The sequence below is a fragment of the Streptomyces sp. NPDC101166 genome (assembly GCF_044768125.1).
Taxonomy (GTDB): Bacteria; Actinomycetota; Actinomycetes; order Streptomycetales; family Streptomycetaceae; genus Streptomyces.
Genome location: NZ_JBIWPF010000001.1, coordinates 686,498 through 706,199, shown reverse-complemented (window position 1 = coordinate 706,199; position 19,702 = coordinate 686,498). Strand labels below are relative to the sequence as shown.

The following is a 19,702-nucleotide window of genomic DNA, read 5'->3' as shown; positions in this document are numbered from 1 at the left end:
GGTGTGTTGCTCAAGTCTATCCGCCCTCCTATGCTGACTTCGGTTTTCCGAAGTTAGACGGAAGGGGCACCACGTGAACATCGGTGAGAGCTACCACCGCAGCACCGTCAGCCAGGCATGGGACGCGATCGTCATCGGATCGGGGATCGGCGGCCTGACCACAGCCGCCTTCCTGGCCCGGACCGGACGGCGGGTGCTCGTACTGGAGAAGCACTCGACCGCGGGCGGCGCCACCCAGACGTTCCGGCGCGCCGGATACGAATGGGACGCCGGACTCCACTACATGGGCGACGTCCACCGGCCCACCAGCGGCCTGCGCCGGATCTTCGACCACATCAGCGGCGGCAAGCTGGAGTGGGCTCCCATGCCGGACGTGTACAACCGGGTCTTCATCGGGGACCGGGAGTACGAGTACCGGTCCGGCGCGCAGCGGTTCATGGACCGGATGAAGGAGTACTTCCCCGGCGAGTCCCAGGCCATCGACCAGTACGTCGACCTGGTCCATGCCGCGAACCGTGCGGCTCGCCCCTACCTCGCCCACCGCAGCCTGCCGCACTCCGTCGCGGACACCCTCTACGACGACATGGCCGCCCCCTTCCGCTCGTACGCGGACCGGACGGTCACCGAGGTCCTCACCGAGCTCACCGACGACGCGGAGCTTCGCGCGGTGCTCACCGGCCACTACGGCGACTACTCCCTCGCCCCCGGCCGCGCCTCGTTCGGCATGCACGCCATGCTCATCCGCCACTACATCGACGGCGCGAACTTCCCCGTCGGAGGCTCCGCACGACTCGCGGAGACCGCCACGGACGTGATCACCGCAGCCGGAGGAAGGGTCCTGATCTCCGCGCAGGTCGACAAGGTCACGCTGGACGACAAGGGCTCGGCCAGCGGCGTCCTCATGACGGACGGAAAGAGTTTCCGAGCGCCGCTGGTCATCAGCGACGCCGGTGCGCTCAACACCCTGACCCGGCTACTGCCCGACCAGACTCCCGAAGCCGCCCGGCTCACCGACTCCCTGCGTGCCGTGGGCCCTTCACAGACGTACGTCATGCTCAACATCGGCATCCGGGAATCCGGCGACCGACTCGACCTGGATCCGGCCAACATCTGGGCCCACGCCGGACCCGACATCGACGGCGACATCGCCGCGTTCGAGGCCGACCCCGAACACCGCACCATGCCGACGTACTTCATCACCTTCCCGTCGGTGAAGGACCCGTCGTGGGAAAGCCGCTACCCGGGACGCACCACCATCGACATCGCGGGACTCACCACCTGGTCGCTGTTCGAACCGTACGCGGACAGCGCCTGGATGCGCCGGGGCGCCGACTACGAGCGCCTCAAGGAGAGGCTGACCGAGGAACTCTTGGATCAGGTCTTCCGCTTCTGCCCCCAGTTGGAGGGCCGCATCGACCACACCGAGCTGGCCACGCCGCTCAGCTTCAACCACTTCCTCGGCAGGGAAAAGGGCGACTTCATGTCCCTCGCCCACACCCCGCAACGATTCGCCCTGCGTGACCTCGGCGCCCACACCCACGTCCCCGGCCTCCTCCTCACCGGCCAGGACGTGGCGTCGGCCGGCGTCAGCGGCGCCATCATGGGCGGCGCCGTCGCCGCCTCCGCGGCCCTGGAGCGCGACGTCCTGCAAGACATCGCGACCGCATGAACGGCGGCGGCGACACAGCGAACGCGGCGTACGCACGTGACCGGACCGGATCTCGGCCGTCGAAGGTCCTGCCCCGGGCTCCGGCCTCGTTCCGCACGGCCGGGCGCCGCCGGCAATCGTGCAGCCGAAGCCCGGCTCCCGAGGCGGGTCCCCGCACGGGATGCCGGGGTGTTGCCGGCTGTGGGCCCAGGGCCCGCCATGCCGGAGCCCACCCGCGCACGGTCACAAGTTCCGCCGGACAGGGCCTAACCCTCGGGACCGATCACGTAGTGGGACGGTGCCAGAGTGCGCAGTACGTCGAACTCGTTGCCCTCGGGGTCGGCCATGACCACCCAGCTCCGGCCGGGGTCCTGGCCCACGTCCACCTTGGCGGCGCCGAGGCCGAGCAGCCTGGTCACCTCGTCGTCGGTACTGCCGTCGATCGGGCTGACGTCCAGGTGGAGCCGGTTCTTCACGGTCTTGCCCTCGGGCACCCTGATGAAGAGCAGGGTCGGCGGCATCTGGCGGGCCCGGACCTCCTCGACGGTCGGCTCCCAGGAACCGATCTCGACCTTGTCCTCGCTCCGGTCGATCACCTTGAAGCCCAGGACCGCGCACCAGAAGGCCGCGAGCCGCTCCGGATCGTGGCAGTCGACAACCAACTCGGTGAATCTACTGGTCATTTACTCCCCCAGACAATGCGGACGGGGGCTCAGCCTATGGGTGTGCGCCACCCCCCGGTCCGCGATCGCTACGACCACCGTCCCGCGCCGCCCCGGGGGGTCAGCGCAGGTAGGCGGCCAGGGGCAGGTTCTGTTCCCGGATGCTCTGGAGCAGCAGAGTGCCGATCCGCATCGCGCCGTACTGCGAGAAGTGGGTGTTGTCGGTGACGCCGTCGACGGAGGAGCGGAGGAAGAGCTGTGCGGAGGTGGACGGGCCGAGGGATTCGACCAGCGCCTTGCTCTTGGCCGTCAGGTCGATCACCGGCACTCTCTGCGCCGCCCCGACCGAGCGCATCTCGGCGGGCAGGTTCACCCCGACACCGTTGACGTGCAACGCCGTCGACGTGAGTCGGTCGCCCTCGAAGAGCCGGCGGACCGGCGGGGTCACCAGGATGGGGACGCCACCCTTGGCGCGCACCCGCGTGATCATGGTGGTGAGGTTGTTCCGGTAGTCGGACGCGGTGGTCTGCTTGTCGTTGTGACCGAGCTGGATGAGCACCGGATCATTCGCCCTGACCTTCGGAAGCAGCGCTGGGAAGAGTGCCGGGTTGTTCAGGAAGCTTCCTGAACTCTCGCCCGAGTCGGCGTAGTTGGCGATGGCCGCGCCGGGACGCACCGCAGTCGTGATCATCTGGCCCCAGCCGGTGTAGGGGGCGGCCGGCTGGTCGCAGACGGTCGAGTCGCCGGCCAGGTAGACGACCGGCGGCTGGACCGCCGCCTTCACCGACACGGCCGAGACCTGGGGCGCGGAACCCGTGAACCGGATGTCCAGACCGGGATTTCCGTCGCCGCCCTGACCGGTCGGCTGCCCCTCCGGCCGGCGCACGTTCACCGTGAACGAGTACGTGGCCACGGCGCCTGCCGCCGTCCTCGTCGCCGGAAGCATCAGACGCCGTGCCTCCACCCACATCTCGGTCTGCCCGGCGGCTGCGCCGCCGACGGAGACCGTCACGTCGTAGTTGCCGGGGGAGACCGGGTAACGGCAGGTGATCGGTGAGGCGCCTGAACAGCCGGTCGGCAGAGCCTGCGGCGCGGTGGCGTCGGCGTGCGCCGCACCTGCGCCGGCCGCTGCCGCGAGGGTCAGAAGGCCCGCTGACGCGAGCCGGGCGACATGCCCGGCCCGGGGCCGTGATGCCTTGCGCAGATCAATCATGGATCGTCCTTTACGACGCGGAGGTGCGGGTCGAGGCGACGAGCCGTCGCTCAGGCCTGGGTGAAGCCGTTCATGATGACGGTGGGCCGCCTGGTGGACGAGTCCCAGGCGCCCATGTTGTAGCCGGTGAACGGGGACATGCCCTCCGGCTCCCAGTAGAAGACGCCCTGCCCTCCGTTGGCCTTCAGCGCCTTGATGTAGGCGACCAGCGAAGCCTGCGTGGCGGAGGCCCTGTCCACTCGTCCGCCGAACTCGCTCTGGAGGAACGGCTTTCCGTAGGCGGCCGAGATCTTCTGCATGTTCGCCACGATCCCGGGGGCCAGGTCGGCGCTGCCGTAGGAGGAGAACACCGACATGTCCCACTTGCCACCGGCTGCCGCGTAGCGGCTGAAGAACGTCGTCATCACGTCGTACTTCTGCGGCTGGGCCAGGTGGATGCACACCGTCGAGTTCGGCGACACCGCCTTGACCTGGGTGTACGCCGCGTTGAGCAGTCCGGTCATCTGGGCCGGGTTGGAGACGCTGCCGACGGGGCGGCAGATGCCGCTGTTGATCTCGTTGCCGATCTGCACCCAGGCGGGCAGCACGTCGTTGCTCTTCATGACGGTCATCGTCTGGTTCACGTAGGTGCTCATCGCCGTGAGCATCTGGCTGTAGCCCATGTTCTTCCAGGCCGCGGGCGGGTTCTGCACGCCCACGGAGTTCCAGGTGTCGCCGAACATGTAGTCGAGCATGATCGACATGCCGGCAGCCTTGATCCGCTTGGCGAAGGCGGCGACCTCGTTGATGCTGCAGTGGCCGTTGGCCGGGTCGCTGGAGGGGTTGACGAACGTGCGCAGCCGCACGGCGGTGATGCCGTATCCCTTGAGGATGGTCAGCAGGTCCTGCGTCTGCCCGCCGGCGTTCTTCCAGGAGTATCCGCGCGCCTCCATCTGCGGTGCCCAGCTGATGTCGACGCCCTTGACGAAACCGGCCGCGGCCTCGGCCGGCGTCTCGAGTTCCGCGAACGCGGCGGCGGTGGCGATCGCCCCGGCGGTGGCGGTGGTGGCCTTGAGCAGGGTCCTGCGGCTGAGCCGCCCTGAACCGGGCGTGTGGGTCGGGGACATGGTCGCTCCTCCCTGTCCGTCGACCGCGGGACGGGCTCCGCGGCCGACGGACAGACGCTTGTGGGGATGGGCTTGCCGAGGGCTGGTGCAGGTGAGCGGGGCGGGCGGCAGTGTGCCGCCGGCCGTGGAACCGGATGCCGTGGAACCGGATGCCGTGGAACCGGATGCCGTGGAACCGGACGCCGTGAAGTCGGGCGCCTGCAGCGGGCCGTCGGCCCAAGGCGTCGTGCACGGTGCGCAGCGTCAGCCCGACGGCAGGAGCGGGCACGTGCTGCGGTACTGGGAGATGCCGGTGGGGTCGGCCGGCGCGGGGCACAGGAACTTGGTGTACCTGGTGTCGCTGTCCACGAACGTCTTCAGCCAGGGGACCAGGATCCGCATTTCAAGGGTGTTGGCCTTGGTGGGGAAGAGGTGGTTCGCCCCGGTGAGCTGCAGGTACACGCTCTTCGTCGCCGTCGGAAGGGTGGCGTGCAGGCCGTCGAGGTAGGACGGGGTGACGGTGGTGTCCCGGGCGCCGCCCATGATCATGGTCGGGACCCGGTCGGCGGCCAGGTTTCCGGACGGCTTGAACGGCGCCAGGCCGACGGCGGTCTTCAGGGAAGGTCGCCGCTCGGCCGCGACCAGAGCCCCTCCGCCGCCCATGGAATGCCCCACCACCGACAGCCGGGCGCGGTCCACGCGGTCGCGCACGGGGCTCTTCTCGGTGAGGTAGTCCAACGCGGCCAGCAACTGCGCTCCCCGGGCCGTGTCGAAGTCGGTTCGGCTGTTGGTCTCGACGCCGATCACGACAAACCCGAACGAGGCCAGCCACGGCCCCATCCACGCCTCCTCGTCGGCGAACCTGGCCGTGTATCCGGGCACGATCGCGACCGCGCCCCACGTTCCCTGCCTGGTGTCGGTCGGGTAGTAGATCGTCCCGCCGTTGAAACCGCTGCCCGGCGGCACACTCGTCTGAGCGGTGGCGAACGTACCCCGAGTGGCCGCGACACTGGCCAGGGTGGGGTCAGGGCCCCGCTGGTAGGGGTTTGCGGCCGCCGACGCCGGGACCGTCGCCGCAACGGCCGCCAACATCACCAGGATCACCGCGAACACGGCGACGACATGTCGCACCGGCGCATCCCACGGGCCCCGTGGAGGTCCGGCGTTCACGCTGTTCCCCGGTGCGGGGGGCTGAATCTGCTCTGGCGGCATGGCGGTGAACCTCCGTCGGCGTGTGGACGACTAACGCAGGAGTGCCTTGTGCGCGATGTGCGCCGAGGAAGGAAGCCGTCGGGCCGAACCGCTCTGTGAACGATCTCAGATCACATGGGCGAGTGGCGGAACAGGAAGCATCGACCGGCCCGTCCATCTGGCAGATCGGCGTGAAGGCGGCTGTGTTCGTTCACATATCCTCAGGGCGCATCCCGCAGTGTCCCTGTCGAGCAGGTGGCTGTCAATCGGCTGTGAGGGGAGAAGTCACGGATCTGAACACGGACGAACACAGAGTCGGACACGATCCTTGACGACGTGTCACTCCCGTTCTTACGCTCACCTGTCGTGGGAGCGTTCCCACATCTGACCGAGCGTCCACTGCCCGTCCCCCGCTCAGGGCCGTGAACACTCATACCCCCCCCACATCCCACCGGAGGTCATCGTGACCGACACCCCCGGGCGCCCTGCCACGTCGCCGCCCAGCGGACCCGAGCGCCGGTTCTCCGGCAGGCTGATCGGAGTGATCGCCGCCGCCGGCGCGCTGGCCGCCGCCACACTCACCGCACTGCCGCAGACCGCGCAAGCAGCCACCGCCCGGCAGGTGGAGCGCCTCGACCGGGGACTGACCAGCACCCACACCGGCGGTGGCAACCTGGTGTCATGGCGGTGGCTGGCCACCGACCCGAACGACGTCGCCTTCAACGTCTACCGCGGCGGCGCCAAGCTCAACTCCTCGCCCGTGACCGCGTCGACCAACTACCTCGACGCCGGCGCCCCCGAATCGGCCGCCTACACGGTGCGCGCGGTGGTGAACGGCACGGAACAGGCCCCCTCCGAAGCCGCGTTGCAGTTCCGTGCCGGGTACCTGGACGTCCCCATCACGCCGCCGGCCGGAGGCACCACGCCCGACGGCGTCGCCTACACCTACGAGGCCAACGACGCCTCAGTCGGCGACCTCGACGGTGACGGCAGACTCGACCTGATCCTGAAGTGGTATCCGACCAACGCCAAGGACAACTCCCAGTCCGGCTACACCGGGAACACGATCGTCGACGGTCTCAAACTCGACGGCACCCGGTTGTGGCGGATCGACCTGGGCCGCAACATCCGCTCCGGCGCGCACTACACGCAGTTCCAGGTGTACGACTACGACGGCGACGGCAAGGCCGAGATCGCGATGAAGACCGCCGACGGCACACGGGACGCCACCGGTGCGGTGGTCGGCAGCTCCTCCGCCGACCACCGAAACTCCTCCGGCTATGTGCTGTCCGGCCCCGAGTACCTGACCATGTTCAACGGCCTGACGGGCAAGGCGATGCAGAGCGTCGACTACGTCCCGGCCCGGGGCACGGTCTCCTCCTGGGGAGACTCCTACGGCAACCGCGTCGACCGCTTCCTCGCCGGAACCGCGTACCTCGACGGCACCCGCCCCTCACTGATCATGGCGCGCGGTTACTACACCCGCACGGTGATCGCCGCCTGGGACTGGCGGAACGGGCAGTTCACGCGTCGCTGGACCTTCGACACCACCTCCTCCGCCAACAGCGGCAAGGGCTACGACGGTCAGGGCAACCACAGTCTGTCCGTCGCGGACGTCGACAGCGACGGCAAGGACGAGATCGTCTACGGCGCCATGACCGTCGATGACAACGGCTCCGGGCTGTGGACGACGAGGATGGGCCACGGCGACGCCATGCACGTCGGAGACCTCAACCCTTCGCGGGCGGGCCTGGAGGAGTTCAAGGTGTCCGAGGAGTCCGGCAAGCCGGGCTCCTGGATGGCCGACGCGCGCACCGGCCAGATCCTGTGGCAGACGGCGTCCGGTTCCGACAACGGACGCGGCGTCGCCGCCGACGTCTACGCCGGCAGCCCCGGGGCGGAGGCGTGGTCCGCTTCCGACACCACCCTGCGATCCGCGACCGGCGCCTCCCTGGGCCGGGAGCCGTCCAGCATCAACTTCCTGTCGTGGTGGGACGGTGACACGGTCCGTGAGCTCCTGGACGGCACCCGCATCGACAAGTACGGCACATCCGGGGACACCCGGCTCCTGACCGCCTCCGGCGTGCACTCCAACAACGGCACCAAGGCCACCCCGGCCCTGTCCGGGGACATCCTCGGGGACTGGCGTGAAGAAGTCGTCTGGCCCACCGCCGACAACCGCGCCCTGCGCGTCTACAGCACGCCGTACCAGACCGGCGCCCGCATCACCACGCTGCTCCACGACACCCAGTACCGCACCGCGCTCGCCTGGCAGAACACGGCCTACAACCAGCCCCCGCACCCGAGCTTCTTCATCGGAGCCGGCATGCCGACACCCTCCCGCCCGGCCGTCTACACTCCTTGACCCCCCTGCCGGACGACGGCTGTTCAGCCGCGGCGGCGGCTGCGGGGGCGGTACTCGAGGCGTTCGCCGCATCGTTGACGACCTCGAGTCCGCCCCGCCCGCCAGCAGCGCCAAGGCCGCCACGATGCTGTGGCGTCGGCCTTGCCGCGTCGATGAACTGTGCGCACGAGTGATCCATTCATGAGATCGGTACAGGGCCGGAGAAACCCGGCCGGATCGCGATCACCCCCGAGCCTTACCCACCCCCACCTGGGGGAGTCGCTCCAGCGCGGCGGCGCCGCCCGCCGCGCCGTATGGCGCGCCGAACCGGGTCGCGGATTCGCGCTCGTCCCTCGCCCTGCACGCCGGCGGCGAGCCTGACCCCCGATCGTGGCCACTCGGCCGGATCATCGTGCCCGCGGTGCCCGGTGTCCTCGACGGCCTCCGCGTACCCGGAGCCGGCTGTCGGTCACGGCCGTGCTGTTCGCCGGTTCGGCGCTCCTCTTCCTGTGCGGCTGCGCAGGGCGACGAAGGAGCGTCCTCCGGTGGTCCAGTGGTCGACGGCGTGCCAGCCCGCTCGGGCCCCGTACCGCAGCAGGGCCGGCGTACCGAGCCGGGCCCAGGGGAACGGCGTGCCGGATGTGCTGCGCGTGTCGGTGATGTGGACGTGGATGCGTTCGTCGACGTCCACCGGAACGGTTTCGGCGATCAGCAGGCCACCCGGTACGAGGACCTGGGCGAGCCGGCGCAGCAGGGCGCGCGGATCGCCGCCGATGCCGACGTTGCCGTCCACGAGGAGCGCGCTGCCCCAGCGGCCCTCGGCGGGCAGCGGCTCGAAGACGGACCGGCGCAGGGCGGAGCCGCCGATGGCGGTGGTCCGCGTGACGGCTGCCTCACTGACGTCGATGCCGAGGACTCGCCGTCCCCGCTCCGCGAGTTCGGCGACCAGTCGGCCGGGGCCGCACCCCACGTCGAGTACGGAGCCCTCGCACCGGCCGAGAATCTCCAGGTCCACGGCATCGGCGCGCGCACACCACCGTTCCACCTCCAGCGGCAGCAGCCAGCCGTCGGCCCGGCGCAGGAAGAGCGGTCCACGGCCGCTGTGCAGCGCGCGGGAGTAGGGGTCGGCGGTGGCCCAGGCAGGCTCGTCCGACGGTCGCGTGAGGTCGAGTTCTCCGATGCCGGAGGGCGCGACGGTCTGTGTCGTTCGGTTCATCGGCCGACGACCGTCGTCAACCCGGCCGGGCGCGAGGCGAATAGGCCGTGGGGCGCCGCCGCGGCAACCGCGTCGGCGTCGGCGGCGGTGTCGACGTCCCGCAGCCACGGCAGGTCACGCACCCGCAGTCCCGCGCCGACGAGTCGCTCACGCTGCACAGCCCCGATCACGGCCGTCGACATCGGGACTCCCCGCAGCGACGGGTCGAGTGAAGCGTCGCAGTCGCCGAAGCGGACGATGTCGGCCGTGACGGCGGTCGATCCCGCGTGGCGGGCGGCGCCGAAACCCCGCTGCCGTTCGTTGACGACGGTGGCGCCGAGCGCTCGGGCGATCTCCGCCGAGCCGTCTGTGGAGCCGTTTTCGACGGCGAGGGCCCGCCGGCCCGCCGGAATCCGGGCGAGCACCCAGGACAGGGCCTGGGACTCGGTCGGACAAGGCAGGACGACGTCGACGGGAGGAGAGGAAGTCGGGGTGGTCACGGGATTCACCCTACGAGGACGAATCACGCATATCGGATGTCGGGTCCTTACGAAACGCGGACGTCGGAGACCTCGGGTACCTCAGGCGCAGCCGCGGTGCGAGGGTGGGGCAATGCAGCAGCCGTACGAATCGATGAACGCCGCAGCCGCGGTGCTCCCGGGCGCCGAAGCCGCCCGCGTCCTGGTAGTGGAAGACGATCCCACCGTCGCCGAGGTCGTCGCCGGCTACCTCGAGCGCGCCGGCTATGCGGTGCAGCGGGCCGACGACGGACCGACCGCGCTCATGCGGGCCTCCGTGCGCCGGCCCGATCTGGTGGTGCTGGATCTGATGCTGCCCGGGATGGACGGCCTGGAAGTGTGCCGCCGGCTACGGCAGCACGGCCCGGTGCCGGTCATCATGCTCACCGCGCGGGGCGACGAGGACGACCGCATCATGGGCCTGGAGGTGGGCGCGGACGACTACGTCACCAAGCCCTTCAGCCCCAGGGAACTGGTCCTGCGCGTGGAGTCGGTCCTGCGTCGCACCCGGCCCGTCGTCGCGGCGCAGCCGCTCAGCGCGGCCGGCCTGACCGTCGACCCCGCAGCGCGCCGCACCATCAAGAACGGCACCGAACTGTCCCTCACCCTGAGGGAGTTCGACCTCCTCTCCTTTCTCGTGCGCCATCCGGGCCGCGCCTTCAGCCGCGAGGACCTGATGCGCGAGGTGTGGGGCTGGGACTTCGGTGACCTCTCCACCGTCACCGTTCATGTCCGCCGGCTGCGTGGCAAGGTCGAGGACGATCCGGCGCAGCCCCGGCTGATCCAGACCGTGTGGGGCGTGGGCTACCGCTTCGATCCCGCCGGTCAGAACGCTGACGCCGGCCAGAACGCTGACGCCGGTCAGAACGCCGACGCCGGCCAGAACTCCGACGCCGGCCGGAATGGGGCCGACCATGAATGACACCCTCCTGATCGCCGTGTACGCCTTCTCCGGCGCGGCGGCTGCCGGCCTGGCCGGTGCGGGCGTCCTCCGTCTGATCCGGCGGCGCTCCCTCACCGTCTCGCTCGCCGTCGTCGCCGCTGTGGCCGTGACCGCGATGCTCGCGGGCACACTCGCCGTGGCGGAGGCGATGTTCCTGTCACCGCACGACCTGAGCGTCGTCACCATGGTCGCCGCCATGGCCGCCGTGGTGTCCCTGGTGACCGCTCTGCTGCTGGGCCGCTGGGTCGTCGCCCGCAGCCACGAACTCACCGTGGCGGCCCGGTCGTTCGGTGACGGCGGTGACTTCACCGCGCCCGAGCAGCCGGCCACGGCCGAACTTGACGCACTCAGCCGGGAGTTGGCGGTCACCAGCGCCAGACTCGCCGAGTCGCGCGAACGCGAGCGCGCCCTGGAGGCCTCCCGGCGCGAACTCGTCGCCTGGATCTCGCACGACCTGCGCACCCCGCTCGCCGGCCTGCGCGCGATGTCGGAGGCGCTGGAGGACGGCGTGGCGGCGGACCCCCGACGTTATCTGCGGCAGATCCGCACCGAGGTCGAGCGCCTCAACGGCATGGTGGGCGACCTCTTCGAGCTCTCCCGCATCCACGCCGGAACACTCGCCCTGTCCCCGTCCAGGATCTCGCTGTACGACCTGGTCAGCGACGCTCTCGCCGGAGTGGACCCCCTCGCGCGCGAGCACGGAGTACGGCTGGTGGGCGACTACGTCGAGCCGGTGCCGGTCGAGGTGGACAGCAAGGAGATGAGCCGCGTGCTGGGCAACCTCCTCGTCAACGCGATCCGGCGGACACCGGCCGACGGGACGGTCGCTGTGACCGCCGGGCGCTCCCACGACGGCGTCGTCCTGTCCGTCTCCGACGGCTGCGGCGGGATCCCCGAACACGACCTGCCGCGCGTCTTCGACACCGGCTGGCGTGGGACCGACGCCCGCACGCCTCCGGCCGGCGCCGGCCTGGGGCTCGCCATCGTCCGGGGCATCGTCGAAGCCCACCGCGGGCGCGCCTCCGTACACAACATCACCGGCGGTTGCCGCTTCGAGGTCACGCTCCCCGCGGCCGGTGTGTGAACGTCGACTGCCTCGCCGGCTGTGTCACGTGTTCCGGGGACCGACAGGTCGGGACTTATCCGGGACTCGGCGCGCGCATAGCGTGGGATTCGCCCAGCAGGGGAATCGGTGCCGCGCGTCAGAAAAGGCGTGACGGTCGAGGGAGTCGTCTTGGCCACTCACGTCCCGGTCCTTCCGGTCGTTCCGGAAGAACCGTCCGCAGCATCTTCCGTGAATTCTTACCGGGAATCTTCTCCGGAAACTTCCGGGGAATCCGCTGTCGCCGCCTTCCGCGCCTCGCGGGCGCAACAGCGCATGTATTTCCTCCAGGAGATGGAGGGGGCCAGGCCGACCTATCACATGCCGGTCTTCTGCGCCTTCGACGGCGACGTGGACGCGGACCTGTTGCGGGTCTGCGCCCAGCGGCTGCTCGACCGGCATGAGGCGCTGCGCACCCGGTTCGTCCTGAACGAAGGGGAGTTGACGCAGTGCGTGGACCTTTCCGCGCGGCTCGACTGGTCGGTGGAGACGGCGGGGACGGGGGAGGAGGGGGACGGCGTCGAGGCCGTGCGGCGCTGGATGGACGCGCAGTACCGGCGGCCCTTCGACCTCGCCGCCGGCCCCCTGTTCCGGGCCGCCCTGCTGCGCCGCCCGGAAGGGTCCGCCAGCGCGGTGCTGGCGCTCGCGATGCATCACATCGTCGGCGACGGATGGTCGGCGGGAATCCTGCTCCGGGAACTCTTCGCGGAATACGCCGCTGAAGCGGGCGGTGGGGAATGCGTCGGCGTGGAGGAGCCGGAATTCCATTACGCCGATTTCTCCGAATGGCAGGAGGAATGGCTGCGCGGTCCCGCCGCCGAGCGACAGCTCGCCTATTGGGCCGGACAACTGGGCGGTGAGCTGCCCACCTCCGCGATACCCGCCGACCGCCGGCCGGCGGCCGCCCCCGGCCCCGCCGCCCCCGCCCCGCGGGCGGCCGCCACGTACGACGTCCCTCTGCCGGACGCCGTGCTCGGGCGGCTCGACCAGGTCTGCCGGGACACCGGCGGCACCCGCTTCATGGTGATGCTCGCCGCCCTCCAGATCGTGCTGGGCCGCTACTCCGGCAGCGAGGACGTCCTCGTCGGCACCCCCGTGGCCAACCGCAACCGCAAGGAGTTCGCGGACACGGTCGGCCTGTTCGTCAACACCCTCGTGATCCGCTCGGACTTCTCCGCGGACCCCCGGTTCCGCGATCACGTCGCAGCGGTGCGGGACACCGTCGCGGACGCCCAGGACCACCAGGACCTGCCGTTCGAGCGGATCGTCGAGCACCTCAACCCCGGGCGCACCACCGAGCGGGCCCCGTTCTTCGACGTCCTCGTCGGCTTCCACGACGAGGACGAGACCACGGCGGAGCTGCCCGGCCCCCGCGTCCGGCTGCTCGAAGGCCCCTCCGACACCGCGAAGTTCGACCTGACCTTCGACATCGTGCAGTCGGGCGGCGGTGTGCGCCTCCGCCTGGAGTACCGGGCCGACCTCTACGAGGCCGCCACCGTCGAGCGGTTCACCCGGCACTACCTGCGGCTGCTCGACGCCGCCGTCGGCGGACCGCACCTGCCGCTGTCCGCGCTGCCGTTGCTCTCGGACGACGAGCAACTGCCCCTGACGTCAGAGCCCGTCCCCGCCGCGATCCCCGCCACGGCGACCCCGTTCCCTGCGGTGACGCCCGCCTCGGCGACCGGGGACTCCGTGACCGCCGTCGACCCCGCGCCCTGCGCCCACGAGGTCTTCGCCGAGCACGCCGCCCGCACACCCGACGCCGTCGCCGTGACCGACGGCGAGCGCCGCCTCGGCTACGGCGAACTCGACCGCCGTGCCAACCAGGTCGCCCACCGCCTGCGCGCCCTCGGCGTCGTCCCCGGCACCCTCGTCGGCCTGTGCGTCCCCCGCTCCGCCGAACTGGTCGTCGGTCTGCTGGGCATCCTCAAGGCGGGCGGCGCGTATCTGCCCCTGGACCCCGACAACCCGCCGGAGCGCCTGCGCCACATCGTCGGCGACGCGGCTCTGGGCCATGTCGTCGGCACCACCGGGACGCGCCCGCTGTGGGACGCCCCGGGCTTGCGTGCCGTCGACCTGGAAGCCGACGCGGCCGAGCTGGACCGTCTGCCGGGCACCGCCCCCGACAGCGGTGTCAGCCCCGACGACCTCGCCTACGCCATCTACACCTCCGGTTCGACGGGACTGCCCAAGGGCACCCTGGTGCCGCACCGCAACATCACCCGGCTGTTCTCCGCGACCGACCATTGGTTCGGCTTCGGCGCCGACGACGTCTGGACCCTCTTCCACTCCATCGCCTTCGACTTCTCCGTGTGGGAGCTGTGGGGCGCCCTGCTGCACGGCGGCCGGCTCGTCGTCGTGCCGTACGCCGTCAGCCGCTCCCCGGAGGAGTTCCATCGACTGCTGCGCGACGAGAAGGTGACCGTCCTCAACCAGACGCCGTCGGCCTTCCACCAGCTCGACCGCGTCGACGAACTCAGTTCGGAGAGGGAACGGCTCGCGCTGCGGCAGGTGGTGTTCGGAGGCGAGGCGCTGGACGTCGGCGCGCTGCGCGGCTGGTTCGGCCGGCACGGCGACGTGTCGCCCCGCCTGGTGAACATGTACGGCATCACCGAGACCACGGTGCACGTCACCTACCGTCCGCTGACCGCCCGCGACGCCGAGGAAGGACGCGGCAGCGTCATCGGCGTGCCCATCCCCGACCTGCGACTGCATCTGCTGGACGGCCGGGGCAGGGCGGTGCCTCGGGGCGCGGCGGGCGAGCTGTACGTCGCCGGGGCGGGTCTCGCCCGCGGCTACCTCAACCGCCCCGACCTGACCGCCGAACGCTTCCCCACGGCCGCCTCGGGGGAACGGATGTACCGCACCGGAGACCTCGCCCGGGTCCGTGCGGACGGCGAGCTGGAGTACCTCGGCCGCATCGACGACCAGGTCAAACTGCGGGGCTTCCGCATCGAGCTGGGCGAGATCGAGGCGGCCCTCACCGCCCACCCCCAAGTCGGCGCCGCCGTAGCCCGCGTGGTCCCGGACGCCACCGGGAACCCGGTCCTGACCGGGTACGTCGTACCGGCCGCGGAGAACGCTGCCGACACCGCCCCGGAAATCGGTCCCCGGACCACCCCCGGGACCCTCGCGGAGCCCGCCCCGGACGCCGCGGCCCCCCTCACGGTCGACGCGCTGCGCGCGCACCTCGCCGCCCGGCTGCCCGACTACATGATCCCCGGCGTCTTCGTCGCCCTGCCGTCGTTCCCCCTCACCGCCAACGGCAAGGCCGACCGGCGCGCCCTGCCGGCCCCCGGCGCCGAGGGTGCGACGGTCCTGGGGTCCGCCGCCGCCCACGAGCCGGTGAGCGGGCCGGTCGAGACGGCGCTCGCCGAGATCTGGCAGGAGGTCCTCGGCCACGAGCGGATCGGCGCGCTCGACAACTACTTCGCCCTCGGCGGAGACTCCATCCGCTCGCTCCAGGTGCTCGCCCGCGCCCGGGACCGCGGACTGCGCTTCGCCGTCGCCGACCTGATGCGGCACCAGACCGTCCGCGGTCTCGCCGGGGCGGTCGTCCGGGACGCGGACACGCAGGCCCACGGGCAGTCGGACACGCCGTCGTACCAGCCTCTCTCGCTCCTCGCCGACACCGACCGGGCGGCGCTGCCCGCCGGGCTGGAGGACGCCTACCCGATGACCCGGCTCCAGGCCGGGATGCTCTTCCACAGCGACCTGCCCGCGGAAACCGGCCGGGTGTACCACAACGTCGCCTCCTACCACGTCGAAGCGCCCTGGTCCGAGCGGGCCTGGCGGCGCACGGTCGACGAGGCCGGGGCCCGGCACGAGATGCTGCGCACCTCCTTCGACCCGCACGGATTCGGCGAGCCCCTCCAGCTCGTCCACCGCGACGCCCGCCCCCGCATCACCTTCGAGGACCTCCGCGGTCTGGACGACACCGCGCGGGAAGCGGCGGTCGCCGCACGCTACGAAGCCGAGCGCGCCCGCCCGTTCGCCTGGGACGAGGCGCCGCTGATCCGCTTCCACGTGCAACGCCGCACCGACACGGCCTTCCAGCTCTTCATCGTCGAGCACCACGCGGTCATGGACGGCTGGAGCGAGCGCTCCCTCCTCACCGAGCTCGCCTCCCGCTACGTCCGGCTCAGCGCCGAGGAGGACGACGCCGAGCAGCCCGCCCCCGCGCCGCGCTCCCGCTTCGCCTCCTTCGTCGCACTGGAGCGCGCCGCGCTCGCCGACCCCGCCCAGCGGGACTTCTGGGACGAGGTGACCGAGGGCGCCCCCGTGACCCGGCTGCCGTACGCCGCCACGGCGGGCGGGCCGCCCCGGATGACCTGGCACCAGGCACCGCTGCCCGCCGGCCTCCACGAGCGGCTGTCCGCCCTCGCCGCCGAACTCGGCGTGCCGCTGCGCATCGTCCTGCTCGCCGCGCACGCCCGCGTCATGGCCCTGATGGGCGGCGGCGACGAAATCACCACCGGCGTGGTGGTCAACGGCCGTACCGAGGAGCCCGACGGCGACAAGGTCGTCGGCGCGTTCCTCAACACACTGCCCTTCCGTCTCACCCTCGTCCTCGAGAGCTGGCGGGACCTCGTGCGCCGGGTAGCCGACCTCGACCTGCGCGTGCACGAGCACCGGCGCTACCCGCTCGCCGAGGTCGTGCGCCGCAACGGCGGGGCGGCGCCGTTCGAGACCTTCTTCAACTACACCCACTTCCACGTCGAGCAGGGCGGGCCGTCCGACGAGGCGTTCACCGTCCTGGAGGAGACCGGGGAAGCCGCCACGGACGTCGCCTTCGGCGCGGAGTTCTCCCGCACCCCCGACGGCCGCCTGCTCGAACTCGGCCTGCGCTACGACGCGGCGCGCTTCACCGCCGAGCGGATCGCCGCGGTGCACGCCTCCTACACCGCGGCGCTGCGAGCCCTCGCCGACGCGCCCGGCCAGCACTGCTTCGCGGCCGACCTCGTCCCACCGCTGGACCGCCGTCGCCACGCCACGTGGAACGACACCGCGAAGCACTTCGGAGCACCCCACACACTGACCGAGTTGATCGACCGTCAGGTACGGCGGACGCCGGACGCGACGGCGCTGCGCTTCGACGGCGAAGGGCTCGACTACCGGCAGCTGGACGAGGCGGCCGAACACCTCGCCGCCCGGCTGCGGGCCCTCGGCGCCCGCCCCGGCACCTTCGTGGGCCTGCTGATGGACCGCTCCCTCATGCTGCCGGTGACCCTGCTCGCGGTGCTCAAGTCCGGTGCGGCATATGTGCCGTTGGACCCCGAGAATCCCGAGGCGCGCACCCGGGCGCTGCTCGCGGAAGCCGGCGTCCGCCTGGTCGTCGCGGACGGCTGCCGGGCGGGGGCGCTGCGGGAGGCGGGAACGGACGGGTCCGGCGACGGCCTGGGCGTCCCAGGCCTGACCGTCGTCGTCGCGGACGAACCGTGGACGGTTGCACCGGCCGGGTCGGCCCCCGCACCGGCCGGGTCGGCCCCCGCACCGGCCGAGTCCGCCCTCGCGCCGGCCGAGTCCGCCCTCGATGCCACTGAACCTGGCTCCGCGGCCGCCGCCGGTCCGGACGACCCCGCCTACATGATCTTCACCTCGGGCTCGACGGGCATGCCCAAGGGCGTGGTGGTCTCTCACCGCGCCATCGCCAACCGCCTGTTGTGGATGCAGGACGCTTACCGGCTCACGCCCGGCGAACGCGTCCTGCAGAAGACGCCGTACACGTTCGACGTGTCGGTGTGGGAGCTGTTCTGGCCCCTGCTCACCGGCGCCACGCTCGTCCTCGCCCGGCCCGGCGGCCAGCGCGACCCCGCCTACCTGGCCGGCCTCGTCCAGGAGGAGGGCGTCAGCACCGTGCACTTCGTGCCGTCGATGCTCGGCGTCTTCCTCGACGATCCCCTCGCGGTACGGCTCGCCGCCGGTCTCACCCGCGTCGTGTGCAGCGGCGAGGCCCTGCCCCACGAGACGCAGACCCGCTTCCTCGACCTTCTGCCGGGCGTCGAACTGCACAACCTGTACGGCCCGACCGAGGCGGCCGTCGACGTCACCGCGTGGCGGTGCCGGCCCGAGGCCGGGGACGCCGTGCCCATCGGCCGCCCCATCGCCAACATGCGCACCCACGTCCTGGACGCGCGCCTGTCCGAGGTGCCCACGGGCGTCACCGGCGAGCTGTACCTCGAAGGCGTCGGACTGGCCCTCGGCTACCACGGACGCCCGGACCTCACCGCCGAACGGTTCGTCGAGCACACTGGACCCGACGGCGTCACCCGCCGCCTCTACCGCACGGGCGACCTCGCCCGGCACCGGGCGGACGGCGCCCTGGAGTACGCGGGGCGCACCGACCACCAGATGAAGATCCGCGGCTTCAGAGTCGAGCCCGGCGAGATCGAAGCCGTGCTCGCCGAGCACCCCTCGGTCCGCGCCTGCGCGGTCCTGCTGCGCGGCGAACGCCTGACCGGCTACGTGGTCGCGGCGAGGGACGGCGCGGCGGACGAGGCGGCTGCCGTCGCGGAACTGGACGCCTACGCCCGCACCCGGCTCCCGGGCCACATGGTGCCCTCGGCATGGGTGCTGCTCGACGCGCTGCCCCTCACCCGCAACGGCAAGCTGGACCGGGCGGCCCTGCCCGCCCCGGACGCGGGCCGCACACTCCGCCGGGAAGCGTCCCGGCCGCCCCGCGGCGCGACCGAGACCCGTCTCGCCCGCATCTGGGAGGGACTCCTGGGCACCGGACCGGTCGGCGCCCACGACGACTTCTTCGCCGCGGGCGGCCACTCGATCGACGCGCTGCGCCTCATCGGCCGGATCAACGAGGCCTTCGGCGAACGCCTGTCGGTGTCCACCGTGATGGAACACCCGACCGTGGCCCGCCAGGCGCAGGCCCTGCGCGCCCGGCACCGGCCCGGCCGCCCGGACACCGTCGTGCGCATCCGCCCGGACGGCGACATGGCGCCCCTCTTCCTCGTCCACCCCGTCGGCGGCAACGTCCTCTGCTACCGCGCACTCGCGGCGTCGCTGCGTCCGGGCCGACCGGTGTACGGCTTGACGGCCCCGGGGCTGACGGCTCCGCATCCGCCGGCGCCGGGCTCGGTGGGCTCGGGCCCTGCGGTCCCCGAGGACCCCGCCACCGTCCCGGCCCTCGCCGCCGCCCACGTCGCCGCTCTGCGCGAGGTCCGGCCGCACGGCCCGTACCACCTGGCCGGCTGGTCCCTCGGTGGGCTGCTCGCCTACGAGATGGCCCACCAACTGCGCACCGACGGTGAGGAGGTGGCGACCCTCACCCTGCTCGACACCGCCTGCCCCGGGACGACGGACGTGCCCGCTGACGAGACCGTCCTGCTGGAGTGGTTCCACGACGACCTGGCCCGCTCCGCAGGAGCGGACCCCGACGACGCCGCGCGGGACGCCCTGCACGCCGAGCTGCTCGTCGCCGCCGACACCTCCGCCCGGCTGCGGGCCGTCGCCGCCGCGCTCGCCGCGGACGGGTCCACCCCGGCCTTCGACAGTGACGAACTCGCCCGCCACTACGACGTGTTCCGGACCGGGCTGCTCGCCGCCGCCCGCTACGAGCCGCCCGTCGCCACCGGCGCCGTGCACTTCCACCAGAGCACCACCGGCGCCGCCCTGCGCTCCGCCGACCGGTGGGCCGGCCGGACGCCGGACGGTCTCGTACGGCACGACAGCGACGCCGACCACTACGCGCTGGTGCGAGCCCCCTATGTGACGGCCGTCGCCGCAGCCCTCGACGCCGCCCTCGACCCGGCCGCCCGGCCGGACGGGCACCACGAGCGGTGATCCC

At 71.7% G+C, this 19,702-nt stretch carries 10 protein-coding genes and 1 pseudogene; 5 read left to right on the top strand and 6 right to left on the bottom strand.

Annotated features, from left to right (window positions below):
• Positions 1-73 precede the first annotated feature (73 nt).
• Positions 74-1,669 (top strand): phytoene desaturase family protein, encoded by a 1,596-nt coding sequence (locus tag ACIRS4_RS02930; RefSeq protein WP_404189006.1) that lies wholly within the window; start codon positions 74-76, stop codon positions 1,667-1,669.
• Between the two features lie 245 nt (positions 1,670-1,914).
• On the opposite strand, the gene ACIRS4_RS02925 is transcribed toward ACIRS4_RS02930, so the two are convergent.
• The 4 genes from ACIRS4_RS02925 to ACIRS4_RS02910 form a co-directional block, all read right to left on the bottom strand.
• Entirely contained in the window at positions 1,915-2,331 is a 417-nt protein-coding gene (locus ACIRS4_RS02925; protein WP_404189003.1) for a VOC family protein, read from the bottom strand.
• Positions 2,332-2,431: 100 nt separating this feature from the next.
• Positions 2,432-3,523 (bottom strand): rhamnogalacturonan acetylesterase, encoded by a 1,092-nt coding sequence (locus tag ACIRS4_RS02920; RefSeq protein WP_404189000.1) that lies wholly within the window; start codon positions 3,521-3,523, stop codon positions 2,432-2,434.
• A 50-nt stretch (positions 3,524-3,573) separates the two neighbouring features.
• A complete protein-coding gene (locus ACIRS4_RS02915; RefSeq protein WP_404188998.1) occupies positions 3,574-4,629 on the bottom strand; it encodes a glycosyl hydrolase 53 family protein in 1,056 nt (351 codons plus the stop codon).
• Between the two features lie 243 nt (positions 4,630-4,872).
• Positions 4,873-5,739 (bottom strand): dienelactone hydrolase family protein, encoded by an 867-nt coding sequence (locus tag ACIRS4_RS02910; protein WP_404188995.1) that lies wholly within the window; start codon positions 5,737-5,739, stop codon positions 4,873-4,875.
• A gap of 595 nt (positions 5,740-6,334) precedes the next feature.
• On the opposite strand from ACIRS4_RS02910, the gene ACIRS4_RS02905 reads away from it, so the two are divergent.
• Positions 6,335-8,164 (top strand): rhamnogalacturonan lyase, encoded by a 1,830-nt coding sequence (locus ACIRS4_RS02905; protein ID WP_404189782.1) that lies wholly within the window; start codon positions 6,335-6,337, stop codon positions 8,162-8,164.
• A gap of 448 nt (positions 8,165-8,612) precedes the next feature.
• Here ACIRS4_RS02905 and ACIRS4_RS02900 read toward each other — a convergent pair whose 3' ends face one another.
• Positions 8,613-9,359: a class I SAM-dependent methyltransferase gene (locus tag ACIRS4_RS02900; RefSeq protein ID WP_404188993.1), complete on the bottom strand. Its 747-nt coding sequence runs from the start codon at positions 9,357-9,359 to the stop codon at positions 8,613-8,615.
• 194 nt (positions 9,360-9,553) lie between these two features.
• A pseudogene (locus ACIRS4_RS02895) lies at positions 9,554-9,847 on the bottom strand (glycosyltransferase family 2 protein); the annotation flags it as partial.
• Positions 9,848-9,950: 103 nt separating this feature from the next.
• Here ACIRS4_RS02895 and ACIRS4_RS02890 point away from each other — a divergent pair.
• From ACIRS4_RS02890 to ACIRS4_RS02880, 3 genes are all read left to right on the top strand, one after another.
• Positions 9,951-10,778 carry a response regulator transcription factor gene (locus ACIRS4_RS02890; protein WP_404188991.1) on the top strand — a complete coding sequence of 276 codons (828 nt, stop codon included), beginning with the start codon at positions 9,951-9,953 and terminating at the stop codon, positions 10,776-10,778.
• Positions 10,771-11,883 (top strand): sensor histidine kinase, encoded by a 1,113-nt coding sequence (locus tag ACIRS4_RS02885; RefSeq protein ID WP_404188988.1) that lies wholly within the window; start codon positions 10,771-10,773, stop codon positions 11,881-11,883. The genes ACIRS4_RS02890 and ACIRS4_RS02885 overlap by 8 nt, the downstream gene beginning before the upstream one ends.
• A gap of 108 nt (positions 11,884-11,991) precedes the next feature.
• Complete coding sequence (locus ACIRS4_RS02880) at positions 11,992-19,698, top strand: amino acid adenylation domain-containing protein (RefSeq protein ID WP_404188985.1); 7,707 nt, start codon at positions 11,992-11,994, stop codon at positions 19,696-19,698.
• The last annotated feature ends 4 nt before the right edge of the window (positions 19,699-19,702 follow it).